At 65.6% G+C, this 12,726-nt stretch carries 12 protein-coding genes, 1 other RNA gene and 1 other annotated feature; of the genes, 6 read left to right on the forward strand and 7 right to left on the reverse strand.

The features are described 5' to 3' along the window. Positions 1-3: 3 nt before the first annotated feature. Entirely contained in the window at positions 4-912 is a 909-nt protein-coding gene (locus AUL31_RS06620) for a cation diffusion facilitator family transporter (protein WP_060603261.1), read from the forward strand. 61 nt (positions 913-973) lie between these two features. Then, positions 974-1,029 (forward strand) — a sequence feature (sul1 is cis-regulatory element that is thought to sense ions involved in sulfur or methionine metabolism; They are found in Alphaproteobacteria). A gap of 77 nt (positions 1,030-1,106) precedes the next feature. Then, complete coding sequence (locus tag AUL31_RS06625; protein WP_060603897.1) at positions 1,107-2,591, forward strand: SulP family inorganic anion transporter; 1,485 nt, start codon at positions 1,107-1,109, stop codon at positions 2,589-2,591. Positions 2,592-2,622: 31 nt separating this feature from the next. Here the strand turns inward: AUL31_RS06625 and AUL31_RS06630 are convergent, their stop codons facing one another. Beyond that, complete coding sequence (locus AUL31_RS06630; RefSeq protein WP_244489335.1) at positions 2,623-3,987, reverse strand: serine protease; 1,365 nt, start codon at positions 3,985-3,987, stop codon at positions 2,623-2,625. A 314-nt stretch (positions 3,988-4,301) separates the two neighbouring features. On the opposite strand from AUL31_RS06630, the gene def reads away from it, so the two are divergent. From def to truA, 3 genes are read left to right on the forward strand one after another with little or no spacing between them, the layout of a single operon-like run. Then, positions 4,302-4,817: a peptide deformylase gene (gene def / locus AUL31_RS06635; RefSeq protein WP_060603265.1), complete on the forward strand. Its 516-nt coding sequence runs from the start codon at positions 4,302-4,304 to the stop codon at positions 4,815-4,817. Positions 4,818-4,821: 4 nt separating this feature from the next. After that, the gene (gene fmt / locus AUL31_RS06640; protein WP_060603270.1) at positions 4,822-5,766 is read left to right on the forward strand and encodes a methionyl-tRNA formyltransferase; all 945 of its coding nucleotides are present in this window, start codon (positions 4,822-4,824) and stop codon (positions 5,764-5,766) included. Beyond that, positions 5,766-6,509, forward strand: coding sequence for a tRNA pseudouridine(38-40) synthase TruA (gene truA / locus AUL31_RS06645; protein WP_060603272.1), 744 nt, complete (start codon positions 5,766-5,768; stop codon positions 6,507-6,509). Before fmt ends, truA begins: the two co-directional genes overlap by 1 nt. Here the strand turns inward: truA and AUL31_RS06650 are convergent, their stop codons facing one another. Together AUL31_RS06650 and dapE are read right to left on the reverse strand one after the other, a co-directional pair. Continuing rightward, a complete protein-coding gene (locus tag AUL31_RS06650) occupies positions 6,510-7,142 on the reverse strand; it encodes a hypothetical protein (protein ID WP_060603276.1) in 633 nt (210 codons plus the stop codon). Further along, a complete protein-coding gene (gene dapE, locus AUL31_RS06655; protein ID WP_060603279.1) occupies positions 7,102-8,301 on the reverse strand; it encodes a succinyl-diaminopimelate desuccinylase in 1,200 nt (399 codons plus the stop codon). The genes AUL31_RS06650 and dapE overlap by 41 nt, the downstream gene beginning before the upstream one ends. Positions 8,302-8,519: 218 nt before the next feature. On the opposite strand from dapE, the gene AUL31_RS06660 reads away from it, so the two are divergent. Continuing rightward, entirely contained in the window at positions 8,520-9,530 is a 1,011-nt protein-coding gene (locus AUL31_RS06660; RefSeq protein ID WP_060603283.1) for a lytic transglycosylase domain-containing protein, read from the forward strand. A 29-nt stretch (positions 9,531-9,559) separates the two neighbouring features. Here AUL31_RS06660 and recR read toward each other — a convergent pair whose 3' ends face one another. The 4 genes from recR to ffs all read right to left on the reverse strand — a co-directional run bounded on the left by recR (position 9,560) and on the right by ffs (position 12,709). Further along, complete coding sequence (gene recR / locus AUL31_RS06665; protein ID WP_060603287.1) at positions 9,560-10,165, reverse strand: recombination mediator RecR; 606 nt, start codon at positions 10,163-10,165, stop codon at positions 9,560-9,562. A gap of 22 nt (positions 10,166-10,187) precedes the next feature. Then, entirely contained in the window at positions 10,188-10,511 is a 324-nt protein-coding gene (locus tag AUL31_RS06670; protein ID WP_060603292.1) for a YbaB/EbfC family nucleoid-associated protein, read from the reverse strand. Between the two features lie 4 nt (positions 10,512-10,515). Further along, the gene (locus AUL31_RS06675; protein ID WP_060603295.1) at positions 10,516-12,498 is read right to left on the reverse strand and encodes a DNA polymerase III subunit gamma/tau; all 1,983 of its coding nucleotides are present in this window, start codon (positions 12,496-12,498) and stop codon (positions 10,516-10,518) included. Between the two features lie 113 nt (positions 12,499-12,611). Continuing rightward, positions 12,612-12,709: signal recognition particle sRNA small type (gene ffs, locus AUL31_RS06680), an RNA gene on the reverse strand. Between the last annotated feature and the right edge of the window lie 17 nt (positions 12,710-12,726).

Below are 12,726 nucleotides of genomic sequence, written 5' to 3' on the forward strand. Positions count from 1 at the left end.
CCGATGAGCCGCGACAAGGCAGAGCAGCGCATTCTCGTCATTTCCATGCTGGCGACGCTGGCCGTGGGCGCGACGGGCATCGCCTTCGGCATTCTGTCGGGCTCTCAGTCCATCATCTTCGATGGCCTCTTTTCAGGCGTCGATGCATCGATGACGCTTCTGGCGCTGTTCGTTGCGCGGCTGATCGCGCGCCAGACCAGCGAGCGGTTCCAGATGGGGTTCTGGCACATCGAACCCATGGTGCTGGCGCTGAATTCCGGGCTCATCATGGTGCTGACGGCCTATGCCTTCGTCAACGCCGTCACGGTCATCCTGGCCGGCGGCCGCGTGCTCGCCTTCGACTGGGCAGTCCTTTACGCAACGGTGGTCGTGGCCATCTGCTTCGGCATGTATCTCTGGGAGCGGCGGGCCAACACCGACATCGGCTCCGATTTCATCGCGCTCGACGTCAAGGGATGGCTCATGTCCGGGCTCATCACCTCGGCCCTGTTCATCGCCTTTGCCGGCGGCTGGCTCCTGCAGGGGTCCGCCTACGAACACTGGACGCCCTATGTCGATCCGATGGTTCTTGCGGTGCTGGCGATCTTCATCCTGCCCGTTCCGCTGCGCGTTTTCCTGAAGGCCCTGTCGGACATCTTCCTGGTCGCCCCGCGTGACCTGGATACGGAGGTACGCTCCGTCACCGACCGCATCGTCGCGCAGAAGGGCTTTCTGGACAGCCGAACCTACGTTGCCCGGGCCGGTCGTTCGCGCATGGTGGAAATCCACTTCATCGCCCCGCCCCACATGCCGCTTGGCACGGCCGGCGATCTGGACGCCATCAGGGAAGAGATCAGCGCGGCGCTCGGCGGCCCTGACAGAAACCGCTGGCTGACGGTCACCGTTACCGGCGACAGCCGCTGGGCGGCCTGATCCGCAGACCCCGGGCGATATTGCGTCGCAGCAGCCGATCGCCTATAGGGTAGCGCATTCATCAGGACCCGGTGAAACTCCGGGTGGCTCTTCCGGCCGCCGATCCGCCGGACAACAGTTCAAAAGCCAGTTTTTTCATGCGGCCCGCCATCGCGGCCGGCCGCGGCTTGACCTGTCAACGATCCGAGATCTCCATGACGTTCCTGTCCGCCTATCGCGCGCAATGGTTCTCCAATGTGCGTGGCGACCTGCTTTCCGGCCTGGTCGTCGCGCTGGCCCTCATTCCCGAAGCCATCGCCTTTTCCATCATCGCGGGGGTGGACCCGAAGGTCGGCCTCTATGCCTCCTTCTCGATCGCCGTCCTCATCGCCTTTACCGGAGGGCGCCCGGGCATGATTTCCGCTGCAACGGCGGCGACGGCGGTGCTCATGGTTACGCTGGTGCGCGACCACGGCTTGCAATATCTGCTGGCGGCAACCGTGCTGGCCGGCCTGATCCAGATTGCCTGCGGCCTGATGAAACTCGGCTACGTCATGCGCTTCGTGTCACGGTCGGTCATCACCGGCTTCGTCAACGCGCTGGCTATCCTGATCTTCATGGCGCAGCTTCCGGAACTCATCGGCGTGACGCCGATCACCTATTTGCTCGTCGCGGCCGGATTGGGCATCATCTATCTGTTCCCCTATCTCACCCGTGCGATCCCGTCGCCGCTGGTCTGCATCGTGGCCCTGACGGCCATCTCGATAAGCCTGGGGCTGGACGTGCGCACGGTCGGCGACATGGGCGAACTGCCGTCTACCCTGCCCGTCTTCCTGATCCCCGCCATCCCGCTGACGATGGAAACGTTCTGGATCATCCTTCCCTACTCCGCAGCCGTCGCCATCGTGGGGTTGCTGGAATCCCTTATGACGGCGCAGATCGTGGACGACATGACGGACACGCCCTCCAACCGTAATCAGGAGTGCATCGGCCAGGGCATCGCCAACACGGCCACCGGCTTTATCGGCGGCATGGCCGGCTGCGCCATGATCGGCCAGTCGGTCATCAATGTGCGCTCGGGCGGACGGGGTCGCCTGTCCACCTTTGCCGCGGGCGTGCTTCTGTTGTTCATGATCCTCGTCCTCGGGGATCTGGTCAGCCGCATTCCGATGCCGGCGCTGGTTGCCGTGATGATCATGGTGTCCATCGGCACCTTCAACTGGCGCTCGATCGCCAATCTGCGCCGGCACCCGCGCTCCTCGTCCATAGTCATGCTGGCGACCGTGGCCGGCGTGCTCTACACGCACAACCTTGCCATTGGGGTGCTTCTGGGCGTTCTTCTGTCCGGTATCTTCTTTGCCTGGAAGATTTCGCAGCTCTTTGCGGTGTTCTCCTTCACCAGTGCCGACGGTACGCATCGCACCTACACGGTCGAAGGGCAGCTCTTCTTCGCCTCGGTCGAGGATTTTCTGAAGGCGTTCGATTTCCGCGAGAAGCTTGCCCGCGTCACCATCGACATATCACGCGCCCATATCTGGGATATTTCCAGCGTCGCGGCCCTGGATTTGGCCGTGCTGAAATTCCGGCAGTCGGGAGCGGTGGTCGATGTGGTGGGGCTGAATGCGGCGAGCGAGACGATCGTCGATCAGCTCGCGCTCCATGACAAGTCCGGCGCGCCGGACAAGCTCACCGCGCATTGAGACGAGGGCCCCGCCGTTTCGGGGCCCTTTTCTATTTGGTGCCGAGGCAAAGCACCGGAACGACGCTGTCGGCGGTCTTCTCGGTCGCGTCCGGAACGCTTTCCAGCGCCGCATCGGTGTCCGCCGCAACGAAGGCGACGTTGTTTTCCTCAAGGAAGCGCGCGGCCACATCCGGACGGATGGCGAAGTTGATCGATTGCGGAATATCGCCCGTGATGTCGGCGACGGCGACCGCGTTGAGCTTCGCCGTCACGATACCCACGACCCGCCCTGCCAGATCGATGACCGGCCCGCCGGAGTTACCGGGCTGCACGGCTGCGGAAATCTGCAGGTAGTTGGGATCGTTCATCAGCCCCAGCAGCGACGAGATGTTGCCGCGCGTCACGTTGAGGCTGTCGGCCAGGATGGAGCGCAGGGGATAGCCAAGCGCCAGGACGTCTTCACCAAGACGCGGCTTGCCAGTCACCAGCGGCAGGGGACGGCCAAGATCGGCATCGACCTTCAGCAAGGCCAGGTCGTTCTCGTCATCCACGACCACTTTGGACGCGGTGCCGAAGCTGCCGACGGCCACGCTGCGGCAGGTTCTGGCAACATGCGCGTTGGTCAGCACCCAGCCATCCGACACCACGAAGCCGCTGCCGGACGCATCGAGATCGCCGCCGACATCGTAGCCGCCGAGGCCGGAGGGCGCATCGCTGCTCCGCTCGCCGCCGGTTGCGCTTTCGCGCATGATGCCGTTGTTGGTGAACGCCAATGCGTAGCGCGGATCGCGCGACAGTTCGGCCATCGGCCCGGTATCGGGCGCCTGCGATGCAGGCTCGCCGGCAAACGGGTCGAACCCGCCTTCCGCCACAGCCAAATACGGCTTCAGGCTGGCTTGCATGGCCTCCGGATAGGCAACCGAAAAGCCGCGCAGATCTCCGTCGCGCGCCTGGAAGCTGATGACATAATCCCTGTCGCCTTCGCGCCCGGAAATGCGGAAGCGATCGGCCTTCAACTCCGACGCCTCGACGACCTTGCCGTCGGTCGGCGTGCTCAGGATATCGAAGACGTCCTGAAGGGAGTAACCCTCCTTGACGAACCGTACCGTCTCGATTTCCAGCGCCTCGTCGGGAGAGCGCCACATGGTGCCGACTTCCGTCGGGCCCACTTCCTGCACCAGCTCGAAGGGCAGGCCGATACGCACGCCCGTCTGGCTGTCGTCCTGCCAGCCGAAGCCGACGCTGCGCAGGGCATCGTCGCTCTGGCCAATCAGCGCATCCAGAAACGCCGCATCCATCACGCCGGTGGCAGGCTGCCCCATACGGGCCTGGAAAGCCTTGATCGCGGCAATGCTTTTCGGCCCGATACGTCCGTCGAACGAGCCGACATAGTCGCCCGTCCAAGCCAGGCGCATCTGCATCCCGACACGGAAATCCTGGTCGGTATTCTGCTCATAGGCCGCGCTGACATCCCCTTGAGTGGGGGCGGCCTGCAATGCGACAGGCGATGAAAATAGGAGAAGACCGGCAAAAACTGCTTGAAGCGTGCGCCGCATCCCTCTGCCCCCTCTCAAAATTAGCCTTGACAAAAGCTGTTCGACAGGGAAACGCAGGGTTACCGGATTCGATCCATTCAATTTTAGCAAATGCGGAAGACGCTTCTTAACCACGGCTTCGCCGCCGCTGTTGCTGCATTGACCGAATTCGCAAGCTTGACTAGGTGAGGCGCATGACGATCAAGCCACTCATCATCCTGCCCGACCCGATCCTGCGCCAGGTCTCGGACCCTGTCGAGCGCATAGACGACGCGGTGCGCGCCTTTGCCGACGACATGCTCGAAACCATGTACGACGCCCCGGGTATCGGCCTGGCCGCAATCCAGGTCGGCGTGCCGCGCCGCATGCTGGTGATCGACCTGGCCAAGGAAGACGAGCCGAAGAACCCGCTGGTGTTCATCAACCCGCAGATCCTGTCCACCTCCGACGAGCCATCCCTTTACGAAGAGGGCTGCCTGTCGATCCCCGAATATTATGCGGAAGTGGAGCGCCCGGCGTCCCTGACGGTCCGATACCAGGACGTTAACGGAAAGACGCAGGAGCTTGCGGCCGACGGACTTTTGGCAACCTGCCTGCAGCACGAGATCGACCATCTGAACGGTGTTCTTTTCATCGATCACATCTCCAAGCTGAAGCGAGACATGGTCATCCGCAAGTTCACCAAGGCTGCCAAGCGGGCCGTCGCCTGACGCCATGGCGCTGACAATCGTATTCATGGGCACGCCCGAGTTCAGCGTACCGACACTCCAAACCATCCATGCGGCGGGCCACCGCCTGGCTGCGGTCTACACGCAGCCGCCGCGCCCGGCAGGCCGGGGCATGGAAGAGAAGCCCTCCGCCGTGCACCGGGCCGCGCTTGGCCTCGGCCTTCCCGTCCGCTGCCCGACAAGCCTGAAGGCGCCGGACGAGCAAGCTGCCTTTGCCGGCCTTGGCGCGGATGTCGCCGTCGTCGTCGCCTATGGGCTGCTGCTGCCGCAGCCGATACTCGATGCGCCGCGTTACGGCGCGCTGAACGGCCATGCGTCGCTTTTGCCGCGCTGGCGCGGCGCCGCGCCGATCCAGCGCGCCATCGAGGCCGGCGACCGCGAGACGGGCATGATGGTGATGCGCATGGAGCTGGGGCTGGATACGGGTCCGGTCGCCCTGTCGCAATCGCTTCCCATCGGCGATACGGAAACCGCCGCCGAGCTGCACGACAGGCTGGCGGCCGTATCGGCCAGCCTTATGGTGGACGCGTTGGAGCGGCTGGAAGCCGGCACGCTGACCTTCGAGGACCAGGAGGCGATTGCCGCCGCCACGGGGCGCATGCCGGTCTATGCGCGCAAGATCGACAAGGCGGAAGCCCGGCTGGACTTTGCGCTGCCGGCGCGCGACGTTGCACGCAAGATCAACGCCTTCTCGCCCTTTCCCGGCGCCTGGGCCCAACTGGACAGCGGGGCGGAACGCTTCAAGCTGTTGCGCGCCGCAGTGGCCGAAGGCGATGGCGCCCCGGGGACGCTGCTGGACGACGCGCTGCGCGTGGCCTGCGGCGATGGCGCCGTGCAGATATTGGAGCTTCAGAAGCAGGGCGGCAAGCCGATGAAGGCCGCCGACTTTCTGCGCGGCCAAAGGCTGCCGGCCGGCGCGCGGTTCTCCTGATGCCGCGTTTCAGGCTGACGATCGAGTATAACGGCCGTCCCTATGTCGGCTGGCAGCGCCAAAAAAACGGGTTTTCCGTGCAGGAGGCCGTCGAGGTGGCCCTGCGCACATTCTGCGGCGAGGATGTCACCCTGTTCGGCGCCGGGCGCACGGATGCCGGCGTCCACGCCACCGGACAGGTAGCGCATGTGGATCTGGCGCGCGACTGGAAGCCGGATACGGTCCGGGATGCGCTGAATGCCTATCTGCGGGAAGAAGGCGGCGTCGCGATCCTTGTGGCGGAGCGTGTGCCCGACACGTTCGATGCGCGGTTTTCGGCACGCAAACGCCATTATCTCTATCGCATCCTGAACCGGCGCCCGCCCCCGACGGTGCTTAAGGGTCAGGTCTGGTGGGTGTGGAAGCCGCTCGATGTCGGGGCGATGGACCGGGCGGCGAAGCGGCTTCTGGGCACGCACGACTTCAATACATTCCGCTCCGCGCACTGCCAGGCCAAGAACCCGGTCCGCACGATGGAGCGGCTGGACGTCGTACGCGGCCCCGGCGACGAGGTGCACATCCACGCTTCGGCGCAGTCCTTCCTGCACAACCAGATCCGGTCGTTCGCCGGCTCGCTCAAGCTGGTCGGCGAGCATCGCTGGAGCGAGGCCGACCTTGTGGATGCGCTGGAATCCCGGGATCGTAAACGGTGCGGCCCGGTGGCGCCGCCGGATGGGCTTTATCTGTCCAGGGTCGATTACTGACTACATCAACTTGATGCCGGTCATATCCATCACCGCCGCATAGGTGAGGATGGAGCAGACCACCAGAAGCGCGGTGATCGCCCCTGCAACGAGGTAATCGCAGTCGCCGGCAAACACGACCACCCGCGTCGTCAGCACCAGCGTGGCAACGCCGGCCAGAAGCAGCAGAAAGGCAACCGCCATGCTGCCGCCCGTCAGCAGCATCAGCAGCCACAAGGGCACCAGCGCCCAGGCCAGCAACGCCCCCGACCAGTTGAGCGCGATGACGATCGGCCCGATCTTGCGCCTGAGGCCGATATGCCGCGCTGCCATGGTGAGCACCAGCAGCGGCAGGATCCAGGCCGTCACATCCGCCAGCGCATGTGCGGCATAGGCGCCGACGCTGCCCCCGATAAAGGGCCACTGGCGCTCCACGGTCTCGAATTCCACCCAGGACAGGGCCATCGGCGGCAGCGAAACGATGATGGCGCCGAACGACGCCCAGAAGCCGTCGGCCGACAGGTTCAGGCGTTGCAGGCCGTCGCGCTTGCCCTGCATCAGGCGGAGGATGCCCGTGAAATAGCGCAGCAGCTCGGCAAGGCTCGGTACGAAATCAGGTGTCGGCGGAGAACCAGCGGGAAATGAAGGTTTCATAGATGGCCGTCAACGTTTCGAGGTCTGATAGCGCGACACGCTCGTCGCTCATATGCATTGTTTGTCCGACAAGTCCGAATTCAACCACCGGGCAATAGTTCTTTATGAAACGGGCGTCCGAAGTACCGCCCGAAGTCGACAGGCTTGGGGCGCGCCCCGTGACGTCCACGACAGCTTCGGAAAGCGCCCGCGTCAAGTGTTCGTCGCGCGTCAGGAAGACTTCTGCCGGGTTTTCCCGCCATTCGATATCGAAGGCCACCGGTTGCGCGCGCTCTTGCCGAAGCGCCGCGTCCGCCAGGCCGGAGCGCACGCGCGCCGTCACCTCCGCATGCAGGCTCTCGGGCGTCCAATGGTCGTTGTGGCGCACATTGAAGGCGATCCGCGTGCGCGACGGTATGACATTGGTGGACGGATTTTCCGTATCGACACCGGTGACTTCGAGGTTGCTCGGCTGGAAGCTCGCGGTTCCGGCATCCAGCGGCACGCGCATCAGGGCGTCCAGCACGGAAGGCAGTGCGCGCATGGGGTTTTCGGCCAGATGCGGATAGGCCACGTGCCCCTGCCGGCCCGTCAGGGTGATCCAGCCGGACACCGAGCCACGCCGCCCGATCTTGATCATGTCGCCCATCCGCTCGGGATTGGTCGGCTCGCCGACGACGCAGGCGTCGAAACGCAGGCCGCGCCTGCCTGCATGGGCCAGAAGCTTGTCCGTACCGTTGATCGCCGGGCCCTCCTCGTCGCCGGTGATCAGAAACGAGATCTGGCCCTCCGGCAGCTCGCCCCGTTCCGAAAGGCGTGCGACCGCCGCCAGGAAACAGGCGATGCCGCCCTTCATGTCCACCGCGCCGCGCCCGTACATCTGGCCGTTCTCGATGACCGCCTCGAAGGGGGGGTGCCGCCAGTCGGACAGCCGCCCCGGCGGCACGACATCGGTATGCCCCGCAAAGACCAGATGCCGGCCGCCCCGGCCCCGCGTTGCCAGAAGGTTTTCCACATCCGGCGTTCCCGCGTCGGAGAAAACCGGTCGCTCGACGGTAAAGTCCAGAGGCCGCAGAAGCGCCTCCAGCAGGGCCAGCGCCCCGCCCTCCTCCGGCGTGACGGACGGGCAGCGGATCAGCGCGGCGAGGTTTTCGGCGGGGTTTGTCGCGGAATGTGTCATAAGCCGTTCCTTAACCCCCGTCATGGGGGCTGACAATCCATGGCGAAAGCCGTTAAGGATGCTGTTACGGAAAGCCGTTCGGGCGTCATTTTGCCCTATGCCGGGTCCTTGCCATCTTTTGGCCGGGTTCTGACCCAAAAGCGGATTCCGAGGGAAACAGCACGGGGACTGGTTGGATGGGGCTTAAGCCGGGGGAAGCTCGTCGCGAGCGAATTCGCATGTGCGCCAACGCCATGGTTTTCACCGTACTGATATCTCCCCTTGTGCTTGGTGGCTGCGTCTCGAACGAAGGTGGCCTTCTGGGCGTCGCCGAGATCGGTGCGGACAAGCCGGCAACCGAAACGGCAGAGGCGGCAAAGCCCGCCGAAGCAAGCGCCAAGGGCCAGCGGGTCGCGTCGGCCACGCCCCGGAACGGCACGATCTCCGGCAGCCGCGAGCTGGACGAGATGATCGCCAAGGCGGCCGATGCCAACGATGTCCCGCGTGAGCTTGCCTATGCAGTGGTGCGTGTGGAAAGCCGCTACAATCCAAAGGCCGTCGGCCCCGGCGGCGTTTACGGACTGTCGCAGATCAAGCCGGCCACGGCGCGCAGCCTCGGTTTCAGCGGCTCTGCCCAGGATCTGCTGGACCCGGAAACCAACCTCAAATACGGCATGAAGTATCTGTCGGGCGCCTGGCACAAGGGCGACCGGGATGTCTGCGCCACCTCGATGAAGTACAAGGGCGGCCACCGCGCCACCACGATGACGCAGTCCGCGCGCGCCTATTGCTCCAGCGTCAAGCAGCATATGGCGTCCATCTCCGGCCATCCCATGGGCACATCGGACATGGCGCGCCTGCAGCCATCCGCCAAATCCGCACCGAAGCAGGCGCCCACGCAGGTCGCTTCCAAGGCCCCCGCCGCAGCAAAGCCGGCCGTGGCATCGGCCCCGGCCGCTGCCGCACCGGTACAGGTTGCATCCAACGTGGCCGTTCCTGCCGTGCGCAAGGCCGCCGTCACACCAGCCGCCAGCGCCATGGCGCCGGCAAAGGCAGCAGCGGCCACTCCGGCGGCGATGGCTGTTGAGACGGCGATGAAGGTTCCGGTGCCCGGCCATGCCGCGCGTCCCGTGGCCGACGCCCCCAAGCTGGCGGCAAGCAGCCAGAGCTTCGGGTCCATTCCCGTGCCGCAGCACGCGGCGTCCTTCGGTTTCGAGGCAGAGCCGGATCCGGCCCGTTTCGGCCAGTAAGCCTACCGGTTGGCCGGCAACCGCGCCGGTCAGAACGCCGTGCGGGACCGCATGGCCGCCGAGAGGGTGCCCTCGTCCAGATAGTCGAGTTCGCCGCCCACCGGCACACCATGGGCAAGCCGGGTCACGCGCACGTCCATCCCTTCAAGCTGGTCCATGATGTAGTGGGCGGTCGTCTGCCCCTCCACCGTCGCGTTGACGGCGATGATGACTTCCTTGATGCCGCCCTCGCCCACGCGCTCCACCAGCCTGCCGATGGTCAACTCATCCGGTCCGATGCCTTCCAGCGGGGAAAGCACCCCGCCCAGGACGTGGTAAGCCGCGTTCAACGCCTTGGCGCGTTCCAGCGCCCATAGGTCCGAGACGTCTTCCACCACCACGATAATGGAGCCGTCCCGCGCCGTATCGCGGCAGATGGTGCAGGGATCCTGCGTATCGATATTGCCGCAGCACGAGCAGGAGACGACCCTGTCGGCCGCCTCCGCCATGGCGCCCGCAAGCGGCGACAGAAGCTGTTCGCGCCGCTTCACCAGATGCAGCGCGGCGCGCCGGGCAGAGCGCGGGCCGAGGCCCGGCAGCTTGGCCAGCAATTGGATAAGCCGCTCTATCTCCGGCCCGGCGATGCTTCTGGACATGGGTGCTGGTGAGCCGCCCGTCCTAGAAAGGCAGCTTCAGCCCGGCGGGCAGTTGCAGCCCGGCCGTCAGGCTTTGCGTCTTTTCCTGGATCTGCTGATCCAGCTTGCGCCGGGCGTCCGCATGGGCAGCCACGATCAGATCTTCCAGCATGTCCTTCTCGTCGGGATTGACGAGCGAGCCGTCGATGGCCAACGCGGCCAGCTCTCCCTGGCCCTTCAGCGTCACCGACACGAGGCCGCCGCCGGACTGCCCGGTCGCCTCGACCTCGGCCAGCTCCTGCTGGAGGTCCTGCATCTTCTCCTGCATGGCTTTCGCCTGCTTCATCATGCCCATCAGGTCTTTCACGGAATCAATCCTCGCTCTCGTCGTCTTCGTCGTCGGCGGCCGCGAAGGCCTCTTCGGGCAACTCGCCCTCGGGGTCGATATCGTCCAGCAGGGCCGTTCCGTCAAACCCGGCGGCATCATCCGGCGGTTCGACGGCATCAAGCGCCGCTACCGTGTCCACCTCGGCCAGTGTCTCGGCCCGCAGGCGCACATCGGCAATGCGCGCGCCGGGAAAGGCGGACAAAAGGGCAGACACGTCCGGATCCTGCGCCACCTCGCGCACGAGCTTTTCCCGCTTTTCGTGAGCGATCTCTTCCAGCGTCGGTGCCTCGACCGGGCCGGTGGCGACGGTTACGATCCATCGCCGGCCGGTCCAGTCGTGCAGCTTGCGCATCAACTCGCCGGGGAAGGTCGCCGGAGCGTCGTCGGCAAGGCCGACCTCAAGCCGGCCGGCCTCTATCCGCACCGGTCGCAGATAGCGGCGGATCCGCAACCGCGCGAGCGAATCGCGCTTTTCGAGCGCCAGCGCGTCGATATCCTCAAGCGAGCTTATGGAGACCGAAGGCTCCGGTTCGGCGGCCTGCACCGGCTGCGCCTGCGGCTCGGGCGCAAAGGAATGCAGGCTGAGTGCCCCGCGTCCGGCCAGGGCCTTGACGCCGCCACGCTCGGCCATCGGCGCCGCGATACGAGTGCCGACGGCCATGCCCTGACTGCCCGTGGAGCTGCCAGTGGAGCCACCCGTGGGGCCGCCAGCCTGGCTGCCTGTCGGGCCGCCCGACCCCGGCGAATGCGGGGACGACGGCGCGGACGGCGCCGGGGTGGCGGCAGAAGCAGGCACCGAGCTCCCGGATTCCACCAGCCGCAACAGCTCCTCCGGCCCTGGTAGGGTCGACGCATAGGCAATCCGGATCAGCGCCATTTCCGCCGCCTGCCGGGGCGAGGCCGCCAGCCGCGCTTCCTCCATGGCCTTCAGCAGCATCTGCCAGACCTGCGACAGAGTGCGCACCGACAGGCTTTGCGCCAGGGCGGCTCCGCGCTCGGCTTCCGCCGGCGCCAGCGAGGCGTCCGCCGCGGATTCCGGGACGAAGCGCAGCGATGTGACGAGATGGGTGAAATCGGCCAGATCGCCAAGCACGACCAGCGGGTCCGCCCCGGCCGCATATTGCGCCCGCAGCTCCGTTATGGCGGCGCTGGCATCGCCCGCCATCAGCATCTCGAACAGGTCGATCACACGTGCGCGGTCGGCAAGGCCCAGCATGTCGCGCACGGCATCGGCGCCGACATGCCCGGCCCCATGCGCTATGGCCTGGTCGGCAAGGGACAGCGCATCGCGCACCGAGCCCTCGGAAGCCCGGGCTATCAATCGCAGCGCCTCGTCGTCGACGGCGACACCTTCGGCGCCGAGCACCTTGCCCAGATGCTCCATCATGCGGGCGGCATCGACGCGCCGCAGGTCGAAGCGCTGGCACCGCGACAGGACGGTGATCGGAACCTTGCGGATTTCGGTGGTGGCGAAGACGAACTTCACATGTTCCGGCGGCTCCTCAAGCGTCTTCAGCAGGCCGTTGAAGGCCTGCGTGGACAGCATGTGGACCTCGTCGATGATGTACACCTTGTAGCGGGCCGAAACCGGGCGGTATCGCACCTGCTCGATGATCTCGCGGATATCGTCGATGCCGGTGTGGGAGGCGGCGTCCATCTCCACCACATCGACATGCCGGCCTTCCATGATGGCCTGGTCGTGCACGCCGGGCTGGTCCATGCGGATGGATGGGCGGTGCACCGTTTCCGTTTCGTAGTTCAGTGCCCGCGCCAGGATGCGCGCCGTCGTCGTCTTGCCGACGCCGCGCACGCCCGTCAGCATCCAGGCCTGTGCGATCCGCCCCGCCTCGAAAGCGTTGGTCAGCGTCCGCACCATCGGCTCCTGGCCGATGAGGTCGTCGAAACTCTGGGGGCGGTATTTGCGTGCCAGAACGCGGTAGGCCCGCTGGCCGCCACGATCCGCCATGTCTTCAGCACTGGCCAAAAGAGCGATTCTCCGGGTGGCGATTCCTGCCGGAACGAAAACCGGTCCGTTCATGTGCAGTGATACCGCGCCAGTACGCGGATGCAATGCCGAAGGTGGGAGGCTGGCACGGTGACCCGTGCCGGAACTCGTTGGGGCTGCTTCCTTCCGGACCTGACCCGGTTGGCGAGTGGCTCGTCCACCACCAACCTCCCGCCGTGTATATCGTCC

This window comes from Aureimonas altamirensis (assembly GCF_001463885.1).
GTDB lineage: Bacteria > Pseudomonadota > Alphaproteobacteria > Rhizobiales > Rhizobiaceae > Aureimonas > Aureimonas altamirensis.

Excerpts from the sequence above, each read along its gene's own strand:
- def (WP_060603265.1), top strand. The coding sequence starts at position 4,302 with ATGACGATCAAGCCACTCATCATCCTGCCCGACCCGATCCTGCGCCAG.
- AUL31_RS06620 (WP_060603261.1), top strand. The coding sequence starts at position 4 with ATGAGCCGCGACAAGGCAGAGCAGCGCATTCTCGTCATTTCCATGCTG.
- AUL31_RS06675 (WP_060603295.1), bottom strand. The coding sequence starts at position 12,498 with ATGGCGGATCGTGGCGGCCAGCGGGCCTACCGCGTTCTGGCACGCAAA.
- AUL31_RS06630 (WP_244489335.1), bottom strand. The coding sequence starts at position 3,987 with ATGCGCCTGGCTTGGACGGGCGACTATGTCGGCTCGTTCGACGGACGT.
- truA (WP_060603272.1), top strand. The coding sequence starts at position 5,766 with ATGCCGCGTTTCAGGCTGACGATCGAGTATAACGGCCGTCCCTATGTC.
- AUL31_RS06650 (WP_060603276.1), bottom strand. The coding sequence starts at position 7,142 with ATGAAACCTTCATTTCCCGCTGGTTCTCCGCCGACACCTGATTTCGTA.
- AUL31_RS06625 (WP_060603897.1), top strand. The coding sequence starts at position 1,107 with ATGACGTTCCTGTCCGCCTATCGCGCGCAATGGTTCTCCAATGTGCGT.
- fmt (WP_060603270.1), top strand. The coding sequence starts at position 4,822 with ATGGCGCTGACAATCGTATTCATGGGCACGCCCGAGTTCAGCGTACCG.
- dapE (WP_060603279.1), bottom strand. The coding sequence starts at position 8,301 with ATGACACATTCCGCGACAAACCCCGCCGAAAACCTCGCCGCGCTGATC.
- recR (WP_060603287.1), bottom strand. The coding sequence starts at position 10,165 with ATGTCCAGAAGCATCGCCGGGCCGGAGATAGAGCGGCTTATCCAATTG.
- AUL31_RS06660 (WP_060603283.1), top strand. The coding sequence starts at position 8,520 with ATGTGCGCCAACGCCATGGTTTTCACCGTACTGATATCTCCCCTTGTG.